At 54.2% G+C, this 25,518-nt stretch carries 18 protein-coding genes; 3 read left to right on the forward strand and 15 right to left on the reverse strand.

Annotated elements, in window-relative coordinates; all coding sequences use genetic code 11:
- Positions 1–12: 12 nt before the first annotated feature.
- Both CXIVA_RS04245 and CXIVA_RS04250 read right to left on the reverse strand, forming a co-directional pair.
- The gene (locus tag CXIVA_RS04245; protein ID WP_013976789.1) at positions 13–651 is read right to left on the reverse strand and encodes an MBL fold metallo-hydrolase; all 639 of its coding nucleotides are present in this window, start codon (positions 649–651) and stop codon (positions 13–15) included.
- A 64-nt stretch (positions 652–715) separates the two neighbouring features.
- Positions 716–3,055: a bifunctional (p)ppGpp synthetase/guanosine-3',5'-bis(diphosphate) 3'-pyrophosphohydrolase gene (locus CXIVA_RS04250; RefSeq protein WP_013976790.1), complete on the reverse strand. Its 2,340-nt coding sequence runs from the start codon at positions 3,053–3,055 to the stop codon at positions 716–718.
- A gap of 228 nt (positions 3,056–3,283) precedes the next feature.
- Here CXIVA_RS04250 and CXIVA_RS04255 point away from each other — a divergent pair, with 228 nt between their 5' ends.
- Positions 3,284–3,805 carry a peptidylprolyl isomerase gene (locus CXIVA_RS04255; RefSeq protein ID WP_013976791.1) on the forward strand — a complete coding sequence of 174 codons (522 nt, stop codon included), beginning with the start codon at positions 3,284–3,286 and terminating at the stop codon, positions 3,803–3,805.
- A 127-nt stretch (positions 3,806–3,932) separates the two neighbouring features.
- Here the strand turns inward: CXIVA_RS04255 and CXIVA_RS04260 are convergent, their stop codons facing one another.
- The 8 genes from CXIVA_RS04260 to CXIVA_RS04295 all read right to left on the reverse strand — a co-directional run bounded on the left by CXIVA_RS04260 (position 3,933) and on the right by CXIVA_RS04295 (position 17,191).
- The gene (locus CXIVA_RS04260) at positions 3,933–4,517 is read right to left on the reverse strand and encodes a phosphatase PAP2 family protein (protein WP_013976792.1); all 585 of its coding nucleotides are present in this window, start codon (positions 4,515–4,517) and stop codon (positions 3,933–3,935) included.
- A 33-nt stretch (positions 4,518–4,550) separates the two neighbouring features.
- On the reverse strand, positions 4,551–6,449 hold the full coding sequence (glgB, locus tag CXIVA_RS04265; protein ID WP_013976793.1) for a 1,4-alpha-glucan branching protein GlgB: 1,899 nt from the start codon (positions 6,447–6,449) through the stop codon (positions 4,551–4,553).
- A 39-nt stretch (positions 6,450–6,488) separates the two neighbouring features.
- Positions 6,489–9,641, reverse strand: coding sequence for an ATPase (locus CXIVA_RS13295; protein WP_013976794.1), 3,153 nt, complete (start codon positions 9,639–9,641; stop codon positions 6,489–6,491).
- Between the two features lie 59 nt (positions 9,642–9,700).
- Positions 9,701–11,149: an AI-2E family transporter gene (locus CXIVA_RS04275; RefSeq protein ID WP_013976795.1), complete on the reverse strand. Its 1,449-nt coding sequence runs from the start codon at positions 11,147–11,149 to the stop codon at positions 9,701–9,703.
- Between the two features lie 343 nt (positions 11,150–11,492).
- Positions 11,493–13,775 carry a hydratase gene (locus tag CXIVA_RS04280; protein WP_013976796.1) on the reverse strand — a complete coding sequence of 761 codons (2,283 nt, stop codon included), beginning with the start codon at positions 13,773–13,775 and terminating at the stop codon, positions 11,493–11,495.
- Positions 13,776–13,860: 85 nt separating this feature from the next.
- On the reverse strand, positions 13,861–15,591 hold the full coding sequence (locus tag CXIVA_RS14195; RefSeq protein ID WP_013976797.1) for a hypothetical protein: 1,731 nt from the start codon (positions 15,589–15,591) through the stop codon (positions 13,861–13,863).
- Positions 15,592–15,609: 18 nt separating this feature from the next.
- On the reverse strand, positions 15,610–15,855 hold the full coding sequence (locus CXIVA_RS04290) for a TM1266 family iron-only hydrogenase system putative regulator (RefSeq protein WP_013976798.1): 246 nt from the start codon (positions 15,853–15,855) through the stop codon (positions 15,610–15,612).
- Positions 15,856–16,006: 151 nt separating this feature from the next.
- The gene (locus tag CXIVA_RS04295) at positions 16,007–17,191 is read right to left on the reverse strand and encodes a MalY/PatB family protein (RefSeq protein WP_013976799.1); all 1,185 of its coding nucleotides are present in this window, start codon (positions 17,189–17,191) and stop codon (positions 16,007–16,009) included.
- A gap of 144 nt (positions 17,192–17,335) precedes the next feature.
- On the opposite strand from CXIVA_RS04295, the gene CXIVA_RS04300 reads away from it, so the two are divergent.
- Together CXIVA_RS04300 and CXIVA_RS04305 are read left to right on the forward strand one after the other, a co-directional pair.
- Positions 17,336–18,625, forward strand: coding sequence for a 2-hydroxyacyl-CoA dehydratase family protein (locus CXIVA_RS04300; protein ID WP_013976800.1), 1,290 nt, complete (start codon positions 17,336–17,338; stop codon positions 18,623–18,625).
- Positions 18,622–20,307, forward strand: coding sequence for an acyl-CoA dehydratase activase (locus tag CXIVA_RS04305; protein ID WP_013976801.1), 1,686 nt, complete (start codon positions 18,622–18,624; stop codon positions 20,305–20,307). The genes CXIVA_RS04300 and CXIVA_RS04305 overlap by 4 nt, the downstream gene beginning before the upstream one ends.
- 52 nt (positions 20,308–20,359) lie before the next feature.
- Here CXIVA_RS04305 and CXIVA_RS04310 read toward each other — a convergent pair whose 3' ends face one another.
- The 5 genes from CXIVA_RS04310 to CXIVA_RS04330 all read right to left on the reverse strand — a co-directional run bounded on the left by CXIVA_RS04310 (position 20,360) and on the right by CXIVA_RS04330 (position 24,665).
- A complete protein-coding gene (locus CXIVA_RS04310; RefSeq protein WP_013976802.1) occupies positions 20,360–20,848 on the reverse strand; it encodes a dCMP deaminase family protein in 489 nt (162 codons plus the stop codon).
- The gene (locus CXIVA_RS04315) at positions 20,841–21,356 is read right to left on the reverse strand and encodes a phosphotyrosine protein phosphatase (protein WP_013976803.1); all 516 of its coding nucleotides are present in this window, start codon (positions 21,354–21,356) and stop codon (positions 20,841–20,843) included. The genes CXIVA_RS04310 and CXIVA_RS04315 overlap by 8 nt, the downstream gene beginning before the upstream one ends.
- Positions 21,357–21,428: 72 nt before the next feature.
- A complete protein-coding gene (locus tag CXIVA_RS04320; protein ID WP_013976804.1) occupies positions 21,429–22,487 on the reverse strand; it encodes an L-threonylcarbamoyladenylate synthase in 1,059 nt (352 codons plus the stop codon).
- 47 nt (positions 22,488–22,534) lie between these two features.
- Complete coding sequence (locus CXIVA_RS04325) at positions 22,535–24,259, reverse strand: glycosyl hydrolase family 18 protein (RefSeq protein WP_013976805.1); 1,725 nt, start codon at positions 24,257–24,259, stop codon at positions 22,535–22,537.
- Between the two features lie 187 nt (positions 24,260–24,446).
- The gene (locus CXIVA_RS04330) at positions 24,447–24,665 is read right to left on the reverse strand and encodes a hypothetical protein (protein WP_013976806.1); all 219 of its coding nucleotides are present in this window, start codon (positions 24,663–24,665) and stop codon (positions 24,447–24,449) included.
- Positions 24,666–25,518: the final 853 nt, after the last annotated feature.

The following is a 25,518-nucleotide window of genomic DNA, read 5'->3' on the forward strand; positions in this document are numbered from 1 at the left end:
GTTCCTTTGCGGCTATCCGAGATACGGATTGTACTGTCTCTCATAGCCAATGGTGGTGCGCCGTTCGTGGCCCGGCAGCACTTCTGTATCTCCCGGCAGTTCCAGCAGTTTTTCCTTGACGCTTCTTACCAGGCTGCTCATGCTGCCCCCCGGAAAATCCGTCCGTCCGATGGATCCGCAGAACAGGGAATCCCCGCTGGCCAGTACCTTATTGCCTTCAAAATAATAGCAGCAGCCTCCCGGCGTATGCCCCGGCGTCAGCAGCACACGGATGGTAAACCCGGCCAGTTCCAGCACCTGTCCATCCCTGACGTAAATATCCGCGGAAAACTTCCGGGGATGTCTGCTCCAGAGTCCCGTCAGATTCATCTGCGGATCTTCCAGGGTCTGTTTTTCTGCTTCATGGGCATAGACCGGGATCTGGAATTCCTCCTTGATCGCCTGTACCGCGCCCACATGGTCAAAGTGCCCGTGGGTCAGAAGCACTGCTACCGGCGTCAGCTTCTCCGAACGGATCCGGTCAATCAGAAGATCCGCCTGGGCGCCCGGATCCACAATCAGGGTCTCCATGGTCTTTTCGTTCACGATAAAGTAGCAGTTGGTCATTACCTCGCCTACTGTATATTCCATCACGCGCAGATTGCCTGCCATACATCTGTCCTCATCTTTCTGTATCTCTGTCCGGGCGAATCCTTCGCCGCTGTTTTCCTGCGTATCACCCGCCGGTGGAGCGTTTGATATCAAATACGCTGTCTACCTGGCGGATCTTTTCAATCAGTGCCGACAGCTCATCTTTTCCCTTGGTCCGGAAGGAAATATCGATGGTGGCAACACCTTTTTTGCTGGTACGGGAGCTGATGGTCGCAATATCGATCTCCCGCTCGGTAAATATCTTGGAAATGTCTACCAGAAGTCCCATCCGGTTGTGTCCGTATACGGTAATTTCCACCAGATAGCGTCCCTCGGAATTCTGCTCTTCCTCTGAGCCTCTGGCCCATTCCGCCTCAATGAGCCGGTCCCGGTCCCAGCTGGGCATTTTAATAATATTAATGCAGTCGGTCCGATGGATCGATACACCTCTTCCTCTGGTAACAAATCCCACGATTTCATCTCCGGGCACCGGACTGCAGCACTTGGAAAAGTGCACCGCCACATCCGACAGGCCTTTGATGATGATTCCGCTCTGGTTTTTCTTCTGGTTCTGTTTGTCCCGTTCGGTGACCCGGGCCGCTTCTTTGCTGTCTCCGGAATGGGCTTCCAGCACAGAGTCGTCGGTCTGCACACGGGCCCGGGCTACTTTGCGCTCCTCCTCCATCAGCCGGTTCACAATCTGCGCCTCGGTCAGTCCACCGTGCCCCACGGCTGCCAGCACGGAATTCCAGTCTTTGAATCCGTATTTTTTCTGAACTTTTTCCTGGTACGCGTTTTTGTTCAGAATGGCTGTGCTGTATCCCTTGCCTTTGCAGTAGATATTCAGCAGTTCCTTGCCCCGTATGATATTCTCTTCTTTGAACTCGTTGCGGAACCACTGGTTGATCTTGTTCTTGGCCTGCGTGCTTTTGACGATATTCAGCCAGTCCCGGCTGGGGCCTCTGGAATTCTGGGAAGTCAGGATCTCGATCCGGTCCCCGTTGCGGATTTCGTAATCGATGGTCACTAACTTGCCGTTGACCTTGGCGCCGATCATCTTGTTGCCGACAGCGGTGTGGATGCTGTAGGCAAAATCAATCGGTGTGGAGCCCTTGGGAAGGCTCTTGACATCCCCGTTGGGCGTAAAGCAGAAGACAGAATCCGAAAAAAGATCCAGGTCACTTTTCAGCAGACTCATAAATTCGTGATTGTCTGACATATCCTGCTGCCACTCCAGGATCTGACGCAGCCAGGACAGTTTTTCCTCTTCGCCGCTGATTCCGCCGCCGTTGTTGGCTTCTTTGTATTTCCAGTGGGCGGCAATACCGTATTCGCAGGTACGGTGCATTTCCTCCGTACGGATCTGGATCTCAAAGGGCTGGCCGTTGGGGCCCATCAGTGTCGTATGCAGCGACTGATACATGTTGGGCTTCGGCATGGCGATGTAATCCTTGAAGCGCCCCGGCACCGGCGTGTAATGCTCGTGGATCACACCCAGCGCCGCGTAGCAGTCTTTGACATCCTTGACAATAATCCGGATCGCGAACAGATCATAAATCTGGTCCAGTGTTTTGTCCTGATTGACCATCTTTTTGTAAATGCTGAAGAAATGCTTGGCGCGTCCGTAGACGGTTGCTTCGATATCCGCTGCCGCAATGGTGGATTTTACCTGTTTTACCAACGCGTCCACATAGGCGTCCCGTTCTTTTTTACGCAGGGCGATCTTTTCCACCAGATCATAATAGGCTTCCGGTTCCAGATATTTCAGAGAAAGGTCTTCCAGTTCCACTTTAATGGAGGAAATACCGAGACGCTGCGCGATGGGCGCATAGATTTCCATCGTTTCCCGGGCTTTTTCCTTCTGTTTCTCCGGTTTCATGAACTGGAGGGTCCGCATGTTGTGCAGGCGGTCCGCCAGCTTGATGATAATGACACGGATGTCCTTTGCCATGGCCAGAAACATCTTTCTGAGATTCTCTGCCTGTACCTCAATCTTGTCCGCGTCATAGGACAGCTGGTTTAACTTGGTGACGCCGTCTACCAGCAATGCCACTTCATCATTAAAATCCTCTGCCAGCTCCTCCAGCGTCATGCCTGTGTCTTCTGCCACATCGTGAAGCAGTCCGGCGACAATCGTCTCCTTATCCATCTCCAGATCTGCCAGAATGATGGCAACACAAAGCGGGTGAATGATATACTCTTCACCTGATTTCCTCACCTGCCCTTTATGAGCGTTGGCGGCAATGTGATATGCCTTTTCAACAAGGGATATATCCGTGGACGGGTGGTAGCGCCGAATGCTACGGATCAGTTCCTCATGCAGTTCTTCCGGACTGACAAAATCCTTTGTGGAGCGGATTTTGTCAGATTCCAGTGTGTCCGCAGACACCAGTTCTTCCAATTCTTTAAATTCTTTCTCTCTCATCAGCCTCACCTGCTTATTCATCCAACAATTATACATAGTAATCCATGGATTTTCAATCAGGCTGCAAAAAAAAGACAAGTTTTCTCCACATCTCGGCGGGCACCGGCCGAACCGCCGGGAAACAGGCAGGGCGCGGCACTTCCTCCGCCCCTTTCAATCTTGAATTTCACGCCGGTTTTCGCTAGAATAGGGACTGTACCAATTCATAGAAAGAACGAGGTAATTACTATGGCTCAGAATCCAATTGTAACCATCGAAATGGAGAACGGCGATATAATCAAAGCAGAACTTTATCCTGACATTGCTCCAAACACAGTCAACAACTTCATCTCCCTGATCCGCCGGGGATTTTATGACGGTGTGATCTTCCACCGCGTCATCCCCGGCTTCATGATCCAGGGCGGCGATCCGGAAGGCACCGGCATGGGCGGTCCCGGCTACAGCATCCGCGGAGAATTCACCCACAACGGCTTCCAGAATGATCTGGCCCACGATCCCGGTGTCCTGTCCATGGCCCGTACCATGGCTCCGAACTCCGCCGGCAGCCAATTCTTCATCATGCATGCCAAAGCGCCCCATTTAGACGGGGAATATGCCGCCTTCGGCAAAGTTACGGAAGGCATGGATGCTGTTGACGCCATTGCCAACCAGGAACGGGATTACAATGACCGTCCCCGGAACCGTCAGATGATGAAGACTGTTACGGTAGAGACCTTCGGTGTGGAATATCCGGAACCGGAGCACGCATAAGTCTTTTCTCTGCAGGCGTTTTTTCGCCCGGAGCATGCGCTGCGGACCTGGCCTTTGAAAACAGATTCATAAAAAACTTCCGCCCCGAAAACGGAGCGGAAGTTTTTTATCTGCCGCCGGCAGGCGGTTACCAGGATTTTTTCTTTTTTCTTCTTTTCTTTTCCCGTGCTTTGTCTTTTTTCCCCGCGAACAGCGCAAACAGGAGCACGGATACCAGGGTTCCGATCAACGCCCCCGCGATTACGTCCGACGGATAGTGCACCCCCACATACAGACGGGAAAATGCAATGAGAAACGCCAGGGCCAGGCAGGGGACTCCAAACCATCGCCGGGTTCCCTTAAAGATCATCACGCCCGCCGCAAATGACGCCGCCGCGTGTCCGGAAGGGAACGACCAGTCTTTCTGTCTGCTGATCAAGCGATGCAGGCCTGCCACTGTTTCATAGGGACGTACCCGGGCCACGGTATTCTTCAGGCCCAGGTTCACGATACAGAAGGTGATGGCCAGCGCCAGCAGGGACAAAAAACCGATTCTTCGGGTGCGCCGCGGAATCAGAAGCAGCACCGACAGCACAATCCAGAGGATTCCCTGATTGCCCAGCGTTGTAATAAATTTCATGGCCGGAGTCAGCCACTCCGTCCGGAGGTGGTTCTGGATCATCAGGAGAATCCATCCGTCAAACTGCTGCAGGTACTGTAAAATCTCACTCATAAATCAAACTGTCCTTCTTCTGCCCTCCGGGGCTTAGAATTTGAAAACTGCCACGCCGTAAGCCGGAAGCGGATAGGCAAACGAATACTCTCTGCCATCACATTCGGAAGCCTGGGCGGTATAGGTTTTCTGCCGTTTTTCCCCGCTGCCGCCGTAGGCCGCGTCATCACTGTTTAAAATCAGCTCATAGCGTTTCTTTTTCGGTACGCCCACCCGGTAATCCGGATAAGCCACCGGTGTAAAGTTGCATACAAAAAGCAGGCTGTTCCGGCCGGTCTTTCCATGGCGGACAAAGCTGTAGATGCTGCGGTAGCCGTCGTCCGCGTTGATCCACTCAAAGCCTTCCCAGTCATGGTCCATCGTATACATCGACGGATACCGGCGGTAAATGTGGAGCAGGCTTCTGTAAAAGTCGTGGAGCTGCCGATGGGGTGTTTCCTCCAGCAGATACCAGTCCAGTTCCCTGGTTTCGCTCCATTCCCGCAGCTGTCCGAAATCCTGTCCCATAAACAGAAGCTTCTTGCCCGGATGTCCCATCATAAACGCATAGCCCACCATCAGGTTGCGGAACTTGTCCTGCTCGGAACCGGGCATCTTGCTCAGCATGGATTTCTTTAAATGCACCACCTCGTCATGGGAAAGCACCAGGATATATTTTTCACTGGTATTGTAGCTCATGGCAAAGGTCATTTTATGGTGGTTATCCTTCCGGAAATACGGATCCAGCTGCATATAGTCCAGGAAGTCGTGCATCCATCCCATGTTCCATTTGTAGGTAAAATTCAGTCCGCCGTCTTCCGCGCTGCCCGTCACCTGCGGCCATGCGGTGGATTCCTCCGCAATCATCATGACCCCGTGGTTCCGGCCGGTAATCAGCGTATTTAAATGTCGGAAAAATTCGATGGCTTCCAGGTTTTTGTTCTCGCCGTAACGGTTCGGCACCCACTGACCGGGCTCTTTTCCGTAATCCAGATACAGCATGGAGGCCACCGCGTCCACACGCAGGCCGTCTACGTGATATTGTTCCACCCACAGCAGCGCGCTGCCGATCAGAAAATTCTGAACCTCTGTACGGGAATAGTCGAAGATTTTTGTACCCCAGTCCGGATGCTCCCCTTTTCGCGGATCCGCGTATTCATACAGTGCCTGTCCGTCAAAATCCGCCAGGCCGTGGGCGTCCTTCGGAAAATGTGCCGGTACCCAGTCCAGAATGACACCGATTCCGTGCTTATGGAAATAATTTACCATCCAGGCAAAGTCCTCCGGTGTGCCGTATCGGGACGTCGGCGCGTAGTAGCCGGTGACCTGATACCCCCAGGAACCGTCAAACGGATACTCGGAAATCCCCATAAGCTCCACATGGGTATATCCCATGTCTTTGACATACGCGGTCAGCTCCTGCGCCAGTTCCCGGTAGGAGTAAAATCCATCCTCTTCCGTGCCGGGATGGCGTTTCCAGGATCCGGGATGCACTTCGTAGATCGCCAGCGGCTCTTCATAGACTGCCGCATGTTCCTTGTCATCCCGCCTGGTCATCCATTTTTCATCGGTCCAGGTGAATTTGCTGATATCCGCGATCCGTGAGGCAGTGCCCGGCCGCAGTTCCGCATAGTTCGCGTAAGGATCGGCCTTGTACAGTTTGCGGCCGTCCTGTGTCACGATTAAATACTTATACATCTGTCCCGGACGGGCTTTGTCGCTGAACAGCTCATAGATCCCCGCCGGTTCCAGACGACGCATGGGATCCGCCGTTTCATCCCATCCGTTAAACTCTCCGATCAGATAGACTTCTCTGGCATGAGGCGCCCACACATCGAAAACAACGCCTGTTTTTCCTTTCTCTCTGTGCGGATGGGCGCCAAGCTTCCGGTATATTTCATAGTGGGTGCCGCATCCAAACAGATACATGTCATATTCTGTGATATTGCTCATTTTCTCCCCCGTTCTCTCCCTCGGTACTCACGGAAGTCATCAGTTGTTTTCTTTCTCAAAATTCTGTTCCCGCAGAATCAGAAAATCATTTTCATTATAGCGTTTCGCGAAAAAGCGGCCGAATTTCTTTTTGGATTTTCCGCTTTCCGCGCTTTCAATGGCTTCGTCCACAATATCCTTGACTTCTGACAGGCTGGTGGCATGTTTCGCGGACAGAATATTGCTGATGCGGTTGTACATCGCGAGGACGCCCATTTCATCAATGGCGCACTCCATCTCCTTCGCATAGGCTTTGCCGAATTCCACCAGTTCCCGGATGCCGAATTCCGGGACTGCGATCCGCGCGGTGAATTTGTTCGCGAATCTGGTGCTGTGAGCCAGAACCTTCTCGATTCCCTCTTCCGTGTCCTCCAGGATCACGGTCAGACCGCGGGTATCCTTTTCCATGGCGCTATCGATCTGCTCCACTGTCTCCTGCCGCAGATCGCCGGCGTGTTCGATGATCAGATAACCGCCGTCCAGCTGCGGCAGCAGGTCTTCAAATCTGCGTTTTCCGTTCAGGGACGCTGCGCTGATCTTTCCGATCTGGGATTCTTCATCTTTCCGCAGCTCCTGAATGGTCTTGATCAGGCTGGTGGCCAGTACGGTTTTTCCGGTTCCCTCCACGCCGCTGATGGTGATATTTCCACGCAGGGAAGTGATGGAATTGCCGGACTTTTTCTGCACTTCTTCCAGTGCCTCATGGATCTGTGTCGGCATGGTTCTGACCTTCAGGAAGTAGGAAAAACGCTCCTGCTGTTCTTCGGTCAGATCACTTAACTGATCCGTTTCATCCAGCACCACTTCTTCCAGCGGGTTGATGACCTCGGCACGGAATTCCTCCGGAAGTTCCTCCCTGCGGGTTTCCGCGGTATCTCCTGCTGCTTCACCGTCCGCTGCCTCCGGCTCGCCTGCCTGTGCATCAGATTCCTCTGTGTCTGCTTTCGGTTCCGCAGAAGCTTCCGGTTCTGCCGGCTGCTGCACAGCTGCGGCCCTCTCTGCCCCGGTTTCGTTCCGGCTGCCTGTACTGTCGCTTTCTGTCCCTGCGGTCTGTTCCGGATCTGCCCCGGCGTCAGAAGTTTCTGCTGTTTCCACGGCATCCGGTTCGGATACTTCTGCTTCTTTTTCGGAAGCTTCCGCATAAGCCGCTTCCGAAGCCGCTGTCTCTGCCAGAAGGACAGCTTCCAGATCCGTCTCCGCGGACGCTTCCGGTTCCGCCTGGTCGGTTTCTTCCGGTGCAGTCTTTCCGGTTCCCTCCGGGGCGGTCATCTCAGCTTCTTCCGGTGCGGCTTCTTCGGTTTCCTCCGGGGCGGTCTCACTGGTTTCTTCCGGAACAGTCTCCTGGGCTTCTTCCGGAGCAGGCTGTTCCATCTCTGTCAGATCTCCGTATTTCTCCGCGTTCTCCGCCGCCTGTCCGGCTACGGCCGCTGCAGCACTCTGCGCAGCTTCCCGGGCTTCCTCTGCCGCCTGGGCCGCAGCTTCCGCAGCTGCTCTGGCCTCTGCTTCGGCAGCGGCATGGGCTGCTTCCTCCGCGGCTTTCCGGTCTGCTTCCTGCTGGATTCTCTTTGCTTCCGCCATCTTTTCCGCTTCCAGTTCCGCGGCTTTGCGGGCTGCGCGCTGCGCGGCTTCTGCCTGTCTGGCTTCTTTTTCTGCCCTGACTGCCGCCCGGGCCATTTCTTCCTCTGCGGCTTCTTTCGCAGCCAGTGCCTCTTCCGCTTCCGCGGCTGCCTGTTCGGCTGCCCGCGCAGCTTCCCGGGCTTCCTCCGCCGCTCTTTCAGCCGCCTGGGCTGCATGCTCGGCCTCTGCGGCGCGCGCCCGCTCTGCAGCCGCACGTTTTTCCGCTTCTCTTGCAGCATGTTCCGCCTCCGCAGCAGCACGCTCCGCTTCTTTCGCGGCTCTGCGCTCTGCCTCTTCTGCTTCCCGCTGTTTTGCCAGGGCGGCGGCTCTCTCCTCTTCCAGCGCAGCCTCACGGGCATCCTGTTCCCCGATTACATCCGCTTTTTCCGGTACGATATCCGCCTGCAGATGGGGGATAATCTCCTTCAGACGGTCCATGATTTCTCCGGCTTCCTTCAGCGCCTGCGTCTTGGACTGGTCAAATTCTGCTTTTCTTGCTGCCGCGATGGCCTCCTCCGCTTTGGCCCTTGTGGTCTCCCACGCCGCCATCACATCGTCGACATTTTTGGCTTCTGCGGCCTGTTCCGCTCCTTTTTCCCGGATCTGCGAGTCATTTTTCTTAAGCGTTTCACTGACCGACGCAGTGATCTCCCCGGCAACGCCGGGTGCCGCGCCTTTCAGGTTTTCGTCCATTCCCGGAACATCTGACACCATACGGCGGATGGCCTCCATGGTGCTGTCCAGCACGCCTTTCTCCCGGGCGGACTGCAGCTGGCTGATGCTCTCCTGCAGTTCGTTCCGCAGCGTATTGGCGTCAAATTTACCGGCATAGGGATCCTCTGCCGGCGCCGGTGCTTCCTCCGCTGCCGGCTGCTCTGCCTGTTCCGGTTCTGCCTGTTCCCCTTCCTTCTTTTCTTTTTCTTCTTTCAGAATCTGCTGATATCTGGCCTCCTGCTCTTCACTCAGGGGACGGAAGCAGCGTTTTAACTCCAGTGCCTTTCTGACATATTCGCCGTCACCGAACCACAGGATCAGCTCATCACAGGCCTCCACGCAGTTCTCCGCCTGTCCCGCCTGATAATACAGATACGCCAGCTCATAGCCCCATTCTTCGGTATATTCCTTTTTCTTCAGGTCTTCCAGGATGGCGATGCGCATCTCAATCGGCTCACCCTTCATGCAGCTGATCTGATAAGCCAGCGCATAGCGCATCCGGTCCCGGGGCGCGTTTTCACAGAATGCGTGGAAATAGTCCTCTGCTTCCTCCACATTGCCGGAGGCAATTGCGATTCTGGTCAGACGGTACAGCGCATTTCTGCCGGCCGGCGCGCGGTCATAAGCCAGCTGGTAAATCTCCTTGGCATCTTCCAGGCGATCCAGCTTTTCATACATATGCCCGATCATCCCCAGGGTATTGATATTGCGGACTTTGTGCCAGTTGATGCCGTCCGCGATGGCCGCCGCCGACACGTAGTCCATCTGATCAATCAGTTCCTTTACCTGGTCGAGTTTTAAATTGTATTCATACTTATCCACTGTCTTCACCTCATACTGTCTCTGTCTGCCAAAATCTGCTGTATCTGCTGCCTGCCGGTCTAGGGCCGGTCCTTCTTCTCTTCCTGTTTCAGCTGTTCTTCCTGCTCCGGCTGCTGCTCTTCCTGCTCCGGACACTGCACCTGCTTCTGCTGCCGTTTTTCGGCTTTTTTCCCCCAGCGCATGCTGGACATCCCCGCCGCCAGATGGAAGGCGGTTTCATCCACATCATCCCCGTGCGGTACCACCTGCCTGCTTTTCGGATTGATATGGTCCAGCGTCTGGTAGCTCCGGGTATCTTCCGGCAGATGCTGGGACCGCAGCAGGCGCTCCACGATCCGTTTGATCACATAATAAATCACCGCGAACATCGGGACTCCAAGGAAAAATCCAGGGATGCCCCACAGGCCGCCGAACAGCACAATGGAAAAAATGATCCAGAAAGGATTCAGCCCCAGCGTATCTCCCAGTACTTTCGGTTTCAGGATATTCCCGTCAAACTGCTGGAGCACTACAATAAAGGCCAGGAAAATCAACGCCTTCCAGGGATCTACCATAACAATCAGGATAGCGCTGGGAATCGCGCCGAAATACGGCCCGAATACCGGGATCAGATTGGTCACTCCTACAAAAAGGGCGATCATCGCCGCATACGGCATCTGAAGGATCAGCATGCCGAGGAAGCACAGGATCCCGATGATTAAAGAGTCCAGGATGTCCCCGATAAAGAATCCGCCGAACACATCGTCTGTCTTGCGCAGCACTTCCATGACATAATTGCCGATCCGCGGGCGGCAGACCGCGTAGATAAGCTTCTTGGTCTCTGCCTTGAAGGTCTCCTTTTTCATCAGGATATAAATCGCCACGATCAGCCCCATCAGCGTATTGAAAGCAGTCCGCACGATTGTGTAAATGCTGCTGGTGATCTTTTCGATCAGGTTGCTGTTGGACAGCACTTTCTCCTGCAGCCATTTGCGCAGGTAACCGGTGGCCTGGTCATAGATATTCTGAATCTGCAATGCCAGCTCCGGCCTGCTCTTTTCCAGCTGTTCCATCCATTTGGTGGCGGAGGATACATTTGCATTGAAATTTCCTACAAAATCAGCGATTCCGCTGACAATCTGCGGGACAAGAATGATCACCAGGGCCGCGATGATCCCCAGGAAAATCAGCATCGCCATGGCCACCGCACCGGCGCGGATGCGCTTCCTTGTCCTGGCGTTGATCTCTTTGCCCCTGCTCTGTGCCCGGGCCAGAAATCTGCGGTCAAAAAACATCATAATCGGATTGATCAGATAGGCAATCACAAAACCGATAATCACGGACTGCAGCGCGGTTATGACGCTTTTCAGCCCCGATCCTGTGCCCTTGTATCGAAAAATCAGGAAAAAAACGATGATACTGACAATGATAACCAGCAGAACCACAAGGGCTGCCGGCAGATAGGCCCGCAGGCTGCTCTTTCTGTTCGATTTTTCTCTGTTGTTGCCGTGGTTCTTCTCTGGGTTCATAACTCACCGTCTGCTCCCGTCCGGCACTGCTGCGCCGGCGCGAACGGGATTCTTTCTGTTCACTTCAGCGGTTCCGAACAGGCGGTTCCGTCCGGTATCCCACTATTGGTATACTCTGCATAAGTATACCATACTTCCCGGTGGAGAAAAACCACCCGGATCTCCATAATCCATGAACTTTATGTTAAAAATCCCGCGGCTGTTTTTCTATACAGTCCGCCCCTTAATAATAAAAACTGCCGCATTCCGTCGGCGTTCCCGCCGGTTTCTCTAGGGAACCGACGGTTCTTGCCTGTCAGAATACAGCAGTTTTTCTGTTCAGACCGGATGGTCTCCGGATGGCTTATCCTCTGTAGTAGTTGATCAGGCACCCTTTCAGAATGATGGTGCGTTCATCATCCGTCAGGCTGCCCATATGCAGGGTAAACGGCGAAAGCCGGCCGTCCTTCACCACATATGCCGGAATATCCGATGCCTTATCCTGGATTGCCTGGCGGATGCCCGGCACAAACAGATAATCTCCGTTGGCAAAGGGCAGATCCCCTTCGTCAATCAGGAACGGAAGCATGCCCCAGTTGATCAGGTTGGAGCGGTAGCGCTTGGTGGCATATTCGTTGGCGATGTTGGCCCATCCGCCAAGCACCTTCTGGCAGGAGGCTGCCTGCTCCCGGGCAGAGCCGTCTCCCGGTTTTACCGCAAAAATCGTGCTGCCGATTCCTGTGTTTTCCTCCCGGATTTCCGGATATTCTTTCTGAATGCATTCCACCACTGCCTTCAGTTCCGGCAGTGCCTGATAAGGCTCTGCGCCTTCTTCCCGGGCTTTCTCTGCCTTCTGCACTTCTTTCGCCCTGCCTACGTAAGCCGGATCTTTTCTGGAGAGGGTAAACTCTGCCAGTCCCAGCGGGTTGGAGCGATAGGAAGACGTCTCGCCGGAGGGAATCAGTTCGTCGGTGGTGGTCACCGGATCGTGAATTTCGGATACTACCTTCAGGATCAGGTTGTCCGTCAGCGCCACCATCTCCGGCCAGTCTTTGATATTCGGGCCGAATTTCACCTCTACGCTCTTGTCTGCCACGCCCTTGCTGTCAAAGACACGGTTCGCGTAAATGGTGCTGTCAAAATGATACTTCGGGCCGGTGTACTGCACATCCAGTTCATCCGCGCCGGTCAGGAAGCCCTTGTTGGCCGCGGTGGCCGCGATGGAACGGGCATCCATCAGGGCTACGGAAGCGATCTGACCGCTCTGCAGCTTAGAGCCTTCCCGGTTCGGGAAGTTTCTGGTGGAGTGACGGATGGAGAATCCGTTGTTGCTCGGTGTATCTCCCGCACCGAAGCAGGGGCCGCAGAAGGCGGTTTTCAGCACGGCGCCGGTATCCATGAGTTTTGCGGCTGCGCCGTTGCGGATCAGTTCCATGTAAATCGGCATACTTGCCGGGTATACACTCAGTGTAAACTCGTCAAAGCCGATGCTTCTGCCTTCCAGGATATCCGCCGCTGCGCAGATGTTTTCAAATCCGCCGCCGGCACATCCCGCGATAATTCCCTGATCGACATATAATCTGCCGTCTCTGACTTTATCTTTTAAGGTGTAGTCCACAGCGCCGTCCAGGCTGACCTGGGCGCGTTTTTCCACATCCTCCAGGATATCCATGAGGTTGTCCTTCACTTCCGCGATGGTATACGCATTGCTGGGATGGAAGGGCATCGCGATCATCGGACGGATCTCTGACAGATCCACTTCCACACAGCCGTCGTAATATGCGGTTTCGCCCGGATTCAGTTCTTTGTAGTCTTCTGTCCGGCCGTGAGTCTCATAGAATTCCCGGATTGTGTCATCGGTGCGCCAGATGGAGGACAGGCAGGTGGTTTCTGTGGTCATAACATCCACACCGATCCGGAAGTCCGCGCTCAGCGCGCTTACGCCCGGGCCGACAAATTCCATGACTTTGTTGTTTACGTAGCCGTTTTTAAATACTGCCTTGATAATGGCCAGCGCCACATCCTGCGGGCCTACGCCGGCAATCGGGGCGCCCTTCAGATAGATGGCGACCACTTCCGGACGCTTGATGTCATAGGTCTTGTTCAGCAGCTGCTTTACCAGCTCCGGACCGCCCTCGCCCATGGCCATTGTGCCCAGCGCGCCGTAACGGGTATGGGAATCGGATCCCAGAATCATCCGGCCGCCGCCTGCCAGCATCTCGCGGGCAAACTGATGGATGACTGCCTGATGAGGCGGTACATAGACGCCGCCGTACCGCTTTGCGCAGGAAAGGCCGAACATATGGTCATCTTCGTTGATGGTTCCGCCTACCGCGCAGAGACTGTTGTGGCAGTTGGTAAGAATATAGGGAATCGGGAATTTCTCCAGACCTGACGCCCGGGCCGTCTGAATGATTCCGACAAATGTGATATCGTGGGAGGTCAGCTTGTCAAATTTGATCTTCAGCTGATCCATATTTCCGGAAGTATTGTGGGCTTTCAGAATTCCGTAAGCCATGGTCGCTTCCGCTGCACTGGCTTTATCCGCTTTTCTTCCTGCCGCGGCAAGCTGCGCCTGGGCATCCGGCCCATCCTCTACCAGTCTGGTTCCATCCAGCAGGTATACGCCGTTGTCATAGAGTTTCATAGATCTTATCCTCCTTCGTCCGCCCTGTACGGGCTTTTACAGTTCTATCTGTTCCTCTGTACTGGAAATTTCTCCGCTCTGCGTGTCAGATGTCCTCGTCATCTTCATCGTCCAGCAGATCCTTGCCCAGAAGAAAATCTTTGAATTTCCCGCCAAAGCCGCCTCTGGCCGGTTTTTCTTTTTCCTTTTCCCCGTCATCAAAATCGTAAAATTCATCGTAGACATCGTTCTGGTGTCTGCGGCCGGATCTGTGTGCATATTCACGGGGTTTCGGATCTTCGTCGATCAGTTCCTCCCGTTCCACGCCGGCTGTATGCAGCGGTTCCTGTGTTTCCGCGGCTGCGCCGCTTTCCGCTGTATTGTAATGTTTCATCTCATCCCGCAGCACCGCCTGCAGCAGTTCTTCCTCATTCGGAAGCTCCTGCCCGTTGTCGATGACATCTTCCAGGGGCCGTCCGGAGTTATCGATTCCTCCCACCGGCTTGATGACTTTCATTTCCCGGGTTTCTCCCTGGTCTCTCCGGGATCCGTCTGCCGTTCTCCGGTAATCCGCCAGATTAATTTCTCTGGTTCCGCCTTTTTTCTCCTCTGCGCGGGCTTTTGCCTCAGCTTCTGCCTTTGCTTTGGCTTCCGCCGCCTGACGGGCTTCCTCTGCGCGGGCTTTTGCCTCGGCTTCCGCCTTTGCTTTCGCTTCCGCCGCCTGACGGGCTTCCTCTTCCGCGCGGGCTTTTGCCTCAGCTTCCGCCTTTGCTTTCGCTTCCGCCGCCTGACGGGCTTCCTCTTCCGCGCGGGCTTTTGCCTCAGCTTCCGCCTTTGCTTTCGCTTCCGCCGCCTGACGGGCTTCTTCCTCCGCGCGGGCTTTTGCCTCAGCTTCTGCCTTTGCTTTCGCTTTCGCCGCCTGACGGGCTTCTTCCTCCGCGCGGGCCTTCGCCTCAGCGTCCGCTTCTTTCTCCTGTTTCTCTTTCCATTTGAAATATGCCGCGTCCGTATTTACCCGGATATCCGGCTTCGCAGGCGGAGACAGGAATCCGCCTTCGGAAGATTCCAGCCCTTCCGGCCGAACGCGCTCGTTTCTTCTTTTCGGTGCCGCAAACACGCCGGACAGTCCGATGGGTCTGTGTTCAGATGCGCCGGCCGGCTCATCCAGATTCAGCAGGCCTTCCAGTCCCGGCGCACTTCGATCTGTCTTTTCCAGATCTTCTGCCTCAAATCTTCCGCGGGCATCCGTAATCGGGACTTTTGCCTCCCGGTTCTGGGCGCCGGTCAGTCCGCGGTAAAACGCGCGGCCCACTTCCTTTTCCTCTTCCAGATCCCGTTTTTTCATTTCATGCTCATGATTAATATCTTCCAGCACCTGCAGATATTTTCTGGTATCCGCCAGGTCCGTCAGCTGGGATCTCAGCTCGGTCTCATTATTCTGCAGCTGCTGCCGCTGGCTGAACAGATCCTTTTTGAACTGACGCATCAGATCATTCATGGAATCGTGCATATCATCCATAATATCCCGGATTCCGTTGATGGACTCACTGGTGAACAGAAGAGATGCCGCATACACATCTTCGGCCCGTTTCTCCGCATTGCTGACAATCTGTTCTCCCTGCCGGCGGGCTGCCCGTTCGGTTTCCCCGGCGGTCTGCTGGGTCTGCTCATAGTAATCCAGCACCTCATACAGGCCGTAATTCAGCCGTTCCAGAAGCTCCATAAACTGCTTCTGATCCACTTTCACCATGCCGGGCTCGTTTTCAATTTTCTGACATTTAGTAAAAAAGATATGGATATCTTTCAGGACTCGTTCTACCTGATCCTTTGGGCTCATATCGAAATTCTCCTCTTCTCAGACTTTTGCATACAAGGTCTTGGCAGAAACCCCCGGAAGCATCCCCAGCTTTCCGGCCAGAGCGCTGACTACTTTCTGCGGCGCGTCCACCATAATACTGATCAGGGATACCTGCTTTTTCTGATACGGAACACCCATGCGGCCGATGATATATTCCGCGTAATCATGCAGCAGCTGATTCAATGCTTCCGTACTGTCCGGATCTTCCACGACTACGGCGATGATTGCTACTCTTGTATCCAAACTCATTCCTCCTGTATATTCACACTGCCGGAGCCGTCTCCGTCCGCGTCTTCCGCCGTGTGTTCACGGCACGCCCTGCACCCGGGCATGCCATCACGCGTTACAGTATACCATATCCGCCGGATTTTTGATTGTCTTTTTTGTGAATGATTTATCTTCCAAATACCCCGGACAGCCGGCGCATGGCCTCTTCCACTGTTTTTCGCGGGCAGGCCAGATTCAGCCGCACACATCCGGATCCGCCCCGGCCGAACCACTGACCCAGATCGCCTGCTACTTTCGCCTTTTCCACCACGCTGCGGCAGATCTCTTCTTCTGATAATCCGGTTCCGCTGAAATCCAGCCAGAGGAAATACGTGCCTTCGGTCACGGATGCCTGCACACCCGGAAGATTCTCTCTGACGTATGTCTCCGCATACTTCAGGTTGGCGCTGATGTATGCCGTCAGCTGGTCCACATAAGCATCCCCCCGGCGAAAGGCCGCTTCCATAGCAGCCGGTCCGAACACGTTCGGTCCGAAGAAACCGCCGGCAGACAGCCGCTGCTGGAATTTCCGGCGGATCTCCGCGTCCGGGATAATAATTGCGGAAGTCTTAAGCCCCGCCAGATTAAAGGTCTTGCTGGCCGAAATGCAGCAGATTATCCCCTCTTCCGTCACGGTACCGGCAGACGTGTGCTTCCGGCCATCCATAATCAGATCCGAATGGATCTCATCCGACACCAGAATCACCTGATTGCGGCGGCAGATTTCTGCCATGCGTTCCAGCTCTTCCCTGGTCCAGACCCGGCCCACCGGATTGTGGGGACTGCAGAGGATAAACAGCTTTGTGTCCGCTTCGGCAGCCTTCTCTTCCAGATCATCAAAATCAATTTCATAGCGGCCCTGCGCCGTGCGGATCAGCGGATTTTCCACCACTTTCCTCTGATTGCGGAGAATGCAGTTCTCCCGGAACGGATAATAGACCGGCGGCTGGATCAAAACGCCGTCCCCTTCCCGGGTCAGTGCCTGTACCGCAGTGCAGATCGCGTCCACCACGCCGGGCGTCAGTACAATCCACTCCCTGCGGATCTTCCATCCGTGGCGCCGTTCCATCCATTCCCGCACCGCGTCCAGCACATGGGTTCCCGGCGCTGCCGGATAACCGAATACGGATGCTTCTGCTTTTGCGCGGATGACGGCTGTTATTTCCTCCGGAACCGGAAAATCCATATCTGCCACCCACATCGGCAGGGCTCCTTCTGCGTCCAGGCCCGGGAAAAACCGTTCAAACCCGTCCCACTTCAGGGATTCTGTATGTTTTCTTGGGATCACGGTGTCAAAATCATAGGTTTTCATGGCATCTCCTTTTTCTTTCCTTCCTGATCTTCCTAATAATATAACACAATCTTGCATTCCCGCCAGTTCTCCCGTTATAATTACAGCAATGTCCGCACTACCAGGACCAGGAGCCGCCGCCCGCGGCAAGAAAGGAAATACAGCATGGACGCCATTCAGACCTATGGAAACCTTATAAAAAAAGCGGCACCCAATCATCCGGCCGCGGCCTTCCGCATGATCAAGACCGGACTCGCCCTGGAGCACTTCCGCACCAGAAAGCTGGCAGACCGGCGCCTCCCGGAAGCCTTTCGGTTTCTCAACTCCTATGCGGTGGCCGATATTCTCGACGCTTTAAGGCATCCCGAGCGTACCGTATGGGCCAATATTTTCTCTCCGGTGGAAATCCTGCAGTGTTTCGGTGTACACGCCCTGTCCATTGAAGCCCTGTCCTCATTTCTCTCCGGATTTACCATTGAAGACTATTTTATGAATTACGCGGAGGAAGAGGGGATCGCCGGCACACTCTGCTCTTACCACAAAAATTTCATCGGTGCGGTGGATTCCGGAGTGATTCCGCCCGCCTCCTTCGCGGTCACCACTTCCACCATCTGCGACGGCAACATCAATACGTTCCGGCACCTGGCGCAGAAACACCAGATCCCTTCTTTTCTCATTGATGTCCCCATGACCGACTCGTCGGAGGCCCACGCCTATGTGACCGCCCAGCTCAAAGAGCTGATCGCCCGGCTGGAAGCCCATTTTCATAAACCTTTTCGCTTCGAAGCGCTGCAGGCCGTTCTGGACCGGGAAAACCGTTCCCGCAGATACTACGAAGAATTTCTTCGATACGCGGCGCACAAGTCCTACCCGTCGACCCTCACCCTGCAGATGTATATGCTGTTTGCCACACATACAAATATCGGAGAAAAGGCCATTCTCCGCTTTTTCCATATGATGCGGAACGAAATCCGGGAAGCCCCGGAATTTCACGGGACAAAAATCCTCTGGGTTCACCTGCTCCCTTATTATCAGGAAACCCTGAAACAGTACTTCAACCTGTCGGAGGATTATCAGATCCAGACCATGGAAATGAACTTTGACTACCGCAAACAGCTGGATATTGAGCACCCGCTGGACGCCTTGGCGGATAAGATGATCAACAATGTCTATACCCGCTCTTATGAACGCAAGGCACAGCTGGTCTGCGACCTGGCCCGCACCCTGCATTCCGACGGCGTCATCAATTTCTGCCACTGGGGCTGCAAGCAGTCCTCCGGCGGCGTCATGCTGCTGAAGGAAAAAATGCGGGAAATGGACCTTCCCTTCCTGATTCTGGACGGCGACGGAATGGCCAGAATCAACAGCCACGACGGTCAGATCCGCACACGGCTGGAAGCGTTTCTGGAACTTCTGGATACCCATAAAAAAGAAGAAAGGATACAGACCTCATGATCGGATATTTGTGTAAATACGCTCCGGTGGAAATCCTGGAGGCTTTCGGCGAAACCGTACAGCTGTTAGAACCCCATGTCACCGATTTTTCCCAGGCAGACAGCATTATGCATGCCAATATCTGTTCCTTCACCAAAGCCGCCCTGGAAGAATTCAGCAAAGGGGCCTATGACGGCCTGCTGCTGACCTCCTGCTGTGACAGCGGGCGCCGTCTCTATGATGTTCTGAAGGAACAGCATCCGGACCGTTTTATTTACTGTCTGGATCTGCCGCACAAAATCAACGAATTCACGGTTTCCCTGTATGAAGAGGAATTCCGGAAGCTGATCCGCGCCTACGAAGCATATTCCGGCAGACACTTTTCCACAGACCGTCTGCGTGCTATCTGCAGCCGCAAACGGGAAGCCGCCTTGCTGCGGACTGCGCCCCAGGCAGCCCCGGATCTGAAAGTGGCTCTGGTGGGCGCGCGGCCCGGCTCCGATATCAAGAACCTCCTCGCCAATCACAACGTGGAGCTGGTCGCGGACCTGACCTGCACCGGAACCATCCGCTCCTATAAAACCGGCGAAGCCAATCCCCTGAATGACTACAGCTTTCAGCTGTTAAACCAGCTGCCCTGCATGCGCATGGCCCATGGCACCAACCGGGAGCGTTTTCTGGAGACTCTGGCCGACCGGATCGACGGCATGATTTACCATACCATCCAGTTCTGTGATATCTACGCCTACGAATATTCCCGTTTGAAGGAACTGGGGGATCTCCCGATCCTGAAACTGGAAACCGATGCCACCACACAGAGCAGCGGGCAGATTCTGACCCGTCTGGAAGCATTTTTAGAAGCGCTTCGCGCGCAGAAAGGCTCCCGCAGACCGGCGGGACGCATTCACACCATCAGAAAGGGACAGCCTATGTATGTAATGGGAATTGACAGCGGGTCTACTTCTACCAACGCTGTCATAATCAATGAACAAAAACAGATCCTCGCCTCCGCGGTACGCCGTACCGGGGCCAAAAGCGGGGAAAGCGCCGACATGATTCTGGAAGAAGTCCTGAAGCAGGCCGGAATTTCCAGCGATCAGCTTGCCTCCGTCGTATCCACCGGATACGGACGCGTCAGCATCCCCTTTGCGGACCGCAGCGTCACCGAAATCAGCTGCCACGGCAGGGGAGCCCGTTTTCTGAATCCTTCCGTTCATACCATACTGGATATCGGCGGCCAGGACTCCAAGGCCATCCGCCTGAATGAGCAGGGCGATGTGGCGGATTTTGTAATGAATGATAAATGCGCCGCCGGCACCGGACGGTTTCTGGAGATGATGGCCCGTACGCTGGAACTGGATATCAATGACCTGGGGCCGGTTTCCCTGAACTGGAAGGAAGAAATACAGATCAGCAGCATGTGTTCTGTGTTTGCGGAATCCGAGGTGATTTCCCTGATCGCCCAAAACAAGGATACGGCGGATATCGCCCACGGCATTCATGAAGCCATCGTCGGACGGGCGCTGTCCCTGATGAAGCGTGTCGGCCTGGAACCGGGCTTCATGATGACCGGCGGTGTAGCCAGAAATCCCGGCGTCGTCAAAGTGCTGGAACAGCAGCTTGGCGCCCCTGTTTTCCTGTGTGCTGAGCCGGAAATTGTAGGTGCCCTGGGCGCCGCGCTCTACGCCCTGGAAAAAGACTGAAAATCCGGCTGCCCGGGCATCTGTATAAGCCCGGGCAGCCGGATCTGCTGTTCTAAAGATGAATTTCGATTTTTCGGCCGGTATGCTCATAGCGGTAGAAGGACACGCCTGCCGCTTTCAGCATCCGTTTGGAAGCAATGACGGACGCGGTCTGCTCATACTTGTCTTCTGCGTAAATCACCGTCTTGATTCCGCACTGGATGATGGCCTTTGCGCACTCGTTGCAGGGAAACAGGGAAACATAGAGCTTCGCCCCCTCCAGGCTTCCGCCTCTGTAGTTTAAAATGGCGTTCAGCTCGCTGTGGGTGGAATAGAGATATTTGATATCCAGCGGTTCGTCCGCTTCTCTGGCCCAGGGAAACACATCATCGGAACACCCCAGGGGAAAACCGTTGTATCCCATGGACAGGATCTTGTTGTCCTGGCTCACAATGCAGGCGCCTACCTGTGTGTTGGGATCCTTGGACCGCATGGCCGACAGCTTCGCCACTCCCATGAAATACTCATCCCAGGTAATATAATCGGTTCGTTTGTCACTCATCCTCTGCTCCGTTCTGCTCCGCTGCCTCCTGCGGCACTGCTTCCACTTCCCGGAAGAAATCCCCTTCATTCAGGACTTCTGCCAGCTTGGTCACTGTCTTCTCAATGGCTTCATAGCAAAGCCCGTAGGTCACAATTTCCTGTCCGCAGGGGTCAAAAATCTCCAGTTCATCACCGGTGATGTCCGTCAGGACATAAAGATTTTTCGCTTTTGGAAATTTCGTTTCGATTGTCTCCCGGATCGCTGTTTCAAAGGTAATCACCAGCGTATCATCACCGAAATCCTCTTCTGTCAGCGCCTTGGAGGTAAAATTCCCCATCTGGATGCCGTTGCTGATCAGCACGGCTTCTGCCTTCTGATTCATCGGCTCCGGGAAGAGCACCGATACGCCACGGGACAATATCTCCGGCCGATGCCATAAGGGCTTCTGTTTCAGCAGCTCGGCCGCCATCACTTCCCGGCAGTTGCCTGCCCGCCCTACAAATACGATTCTGTCAAATTCCCTCATAATAATCTGTAAAAACCTTTCTCCTCTGTAGCCGTCAGCACAAGCAGCAGTCCCAGCCTGCCCGGTGCCGGCTTATACATGGATCACCTGATGGCCGGCAGCCTTCAGCATCCGGTTCATAATCGCCGCGCCGATTCCATCTTCAGGAAAACTCTCCGAGTAGATACAGTCCACGTCTGCCTGATCAAATTCCCGCAGAATCCCATAAAGATTATGGGCAATCGTCTCTTCTTTCTGCCGCTGGCCAATGCTTTTGATCACTGCCTGGTCCAGCGTTCCGTACCGTTCTCTGGTTTCATCCGTGCAGAGAATGCCGCAGCGTTCTCCCTTTCGGAGGCTTTCCTCCGCCAGACCGCGGATCTTTTCGGCCGCGCGGTCCACCGGACCGCTGACCAGAACCATTCGGGCCTTCGGGGCGTAATGCCGGTATTTCATGCCCGGCGCCTTTGGCCGTACGCTGCTGTCCGGACTGATAAATCCCGGGTCATTCCACACCGTTCCGATCACCTGCTCCAGCATCTCTTTGGTAATGTAGCCCGGGCGCAGGATCATGGGCACTTCTTCACTCAGATCCACAATAGTGGATTCCAGGCCGATGCCTACTGCTCCGCCATCCAGGATCAGCGGGATCCTGCCCTGCAGATCTTCATACACATGTCTGGCCAGTGTCGGGCTGGGCCGCCCGGACGTGTTGGCGCTGGGAGCCGCGATATAACCGCCGCTCTCCCGGATTAACGCCGCCGCCACCGGATGGGAGGGCATCCGCACCGCCACCGTATCCATGCCGCCGGTCGTCTCACGGGGTACACATTCGCTTTTGCGGAAAATCATTGTCAACGGCCCCGGCCAGAAGGCTTCCGCCAGCAAAGCGGCCTCTCGCGGCAGATCCGCTGTAATCTTTTTCAGCGCGTCATACGCGCAGATATGAACGATCAGCGGATTGTCTGAGGGTCTTCCCTTGGCGGCATAGATCCTGCGGGCGCCTTCCGGCAGAAGCGCATCTGCCCCCAGTCCGTATACCGTCTCTGTGGGAAATGCCACCAGTTCCCCCCGGCGGATCAGAGCCGCCGCTTCTTTTATAATTTCCGGATCCGGATGATCCCGATCAACTGTTCTGATTACTGTTTCCATGTTCTTACTTCCTGTTTCTCTGCAGACGGACGCTATCCGGCAGCCAGTCAGGATGCTGTATACTTGCTGATGACACTCCACACATCACTGGTCTCGTAGCCGGATTTCCAGAAGGCCGCTCCGGCCAGTTTTTTCGTCTGCATGACTTTCAGCTTTGTCTGCAGGGACCGGGCATCTTCCAGCCAGATCTGATAAGTGCTTCCGTCTTTTTGATAAGTTGCATAATTCTGGGAAGTCCTGTCATCCCATTCCGCGCTGACTCCCACAGATTTTAACAGCTTCCGGGCGCCTTCCATCCCATAGGTCGTACAGGAAGGTGTACCGGATCCCTTCGTCTCCCAGAGTCTGGTATAAAACGGCAGTCCCAGAACCAGCTGATCCGCCGGCACATCTTTTAACATTGCGGTCACGCTGTCTTCCACATAACTCAGGGAAGATACACTGCCGGCCTCTGATCCTTTGAAATGCTCATCATAAGCCATGAGTATCACAAAATCGGCAAATTTCGCCTCTTCACTCCGATAGTACACACCGGTATATGCAGAGGGCGGATAATTGTCCACCGACAGCACCAGTCCGTTGTTGGAGCATTTTACGGATAATTCCCGGATAAATTCAATAAAGCCGTAGCCTACGGAGTTTTTCAGCGCTTCAAAATCCACGTTGATTCCGTCGATATTGGCGGCAATTGCCTGGGCCACCAGATTGTTGATCAGCTGATCCCTGCTGCTGGTGGTGTTCAGCACCTTTGCCGTGTCTACGCTGCTGTTTTCCAGATTGCTGACCAGGGCCCACACCTGCACATTTTGCTTATGGCAGGCCGCAGCATACGAAGCGCTGGCGTAAGACTGGATGCCGCCTTTGCTGTCATTCAGATAAAACCAGGTCGGCGAAACCACATTGATTCCCGGAGATTTCTTCAGTACGTCGTCGATTCTGCTGTTTGCGGATGTGTTCGTCACCTGATGCCATACCAGATTCACCGGATCGGTTCTGGTGATATGCGCGTGCTCCGCTGCTTTGAATTTACTGGTAAAGGTCTCGGTGGTCTCGCTGCCCAGCATACGGTTCTGGATATATCCCACGGCACCGTCTTCTGTGCAGACCGCGGACCAGTTCTCATAGGTCTCCTGTACGGTAACTTTCGTACCGCGCTCCACCTCCGCGACAACCCCGCTCTTGTATCCGCCCTTGGCCCGGATCTGGGTTTTCCGCTTGACGGTCCGGTACTTCACCTTGCCCCACTGGTCGGACAGGACCACGCGGTTGGGCTTTTTAAAGTAGCTGATACGGATATTCGTATATTTCTTTACAAATGACAGAGAAAGGTACGCGGTATCATCCCGGATTTCCACGATCTTGTATTTCGCGTTCTTCTGCGCTTTGTTGACCGTATAGGTCTTCGTATCCGCCGCCGCGCTGATGATATCGTTTCCATCGACATAGCGGAGCACCTTCTCAGTCGGGTCCCAGAAAAACCGGGCGTTGATCCCGCTCTGCACCTCACTGATCGGCACATATCCTTCGTCGCCTTCCAGGTATCCGTTTGTTCCGGCCTGTGTTCCGTTCTTTACAATGTACATTTCATCAGAAGTCTGCAGGCCGTAATAATCGTTCAGATTGACTTTTTCTTTGGATGGTGAATATCTCCTGGCATAGATGAATATGCCGGCCGCCACCAGGATCACAGCCAGGATCACAACCGGCAGGAGGATCCGCATCGGATTTCTTCTATGTGTGCGGGCGCCCCGATATCTTGGTCTTTTGCTCATAGTACATTTCTCCCTGTTATGCATACATAGTAATTCCTGTATAGTATACCCTATCCCTGCGGTCAACGCAAATTTCCGGAAAAATCTGCTGGTATCCTTTCAGTAAAAGTTCTGAAATAAAACGAATAAAACTGCCCCGGGCACATCACCCGGGGCAGAACACTAAGGGACCTTTTTGTTTCATGGCTTAGAGGCAGTCTCCGGCAATCCGGTTGATCCGGATCGCTTTCAGACTCCCACGGTTGTTGAAAATGTAATCGCGCATAAAGGAATCATCTTCATGCACGTGGATCGCATCACAGACTGCCAGGAAATCCGCCGGTTTCCCATCCAGGAAAATCCCGATCCCCTGCCGGTCGTAATACTGAAGTTCTGCAAAGACCAGTTCCTTCTTATTTGTATTCATGGCACCAGCCCCTGTCTGTCTTTTCCTTTCCCATATGCTTTCATTCTCCTCATTTTCCTCTGATCACCCGGGGCCGTACCCGGCCCGCGGGTCCCTTCCACGTTACACGATTCTTCCGGTTGCTCCCCCAGCATTCAGCAGACAGCGCGCCGCTGATACCGGTAAGTTGTGTGAAAATACGTCAATTAAGTCCGTTTCCGGGGATCCGCCCTGTACAGAGGGATCCTGTGATATATTTCAAATGCAGAAATTGCCGGTTTCTGCTGTTCTGCGCGGAATGTAACCTGCATCTTTCTTCCCTTCTGTTATCCCTTTTCCTTTCTTAAAAATATAGTTTTCAGTTTCCTATCATTATGAAAATGATAAATAAAAATCCCGCAGCAAAACGCTGATTCACCTGCCTCTCTTTCCCCGCCTGCATCGGCAGAACCGGAAGTACAAAACGCGCTGCAGCCGGCAAGGGTTTCTCAGAGCCTCATGCACATACAAATACTTCCAAAAATCATACAAATCCAATACCGGGAAAATAAGAGATTCGGCCATCGGCTGTATCAGCCGGGAACTTCAGATTGTTCCGCCGTATGCTGCGCCCAGAAAGCGCGGAACCGCGCAGGGCAGGAACTCTGCAGCATTGCTCTTTCGATCCATCTGCATGACTGCTCTTATTTTGTTTTAACACATGTACAAACACAGCGCAATTGTCGCAATTTACAAAAATAATTCCTCTGTTTTAGATACCTATACCTAAAGTTTTAGCAGGAAACACTGTTTTCCGCTCTCTTTTCCCTCTAAATCCGGGATTTATCCACTTGGGAACCCCTCCGGAAAATCTGGTCATTTTCCACAGTCTCCG

The sequence above is a fragment of the Clostridium sp. SY8519 genome (assembly GCF_000270305.1).
Taxonomy (GTDB): Bacteria; Bacillota; Clostridia; order Lachnospirales; family Lachnospiraceae; genus SY8519.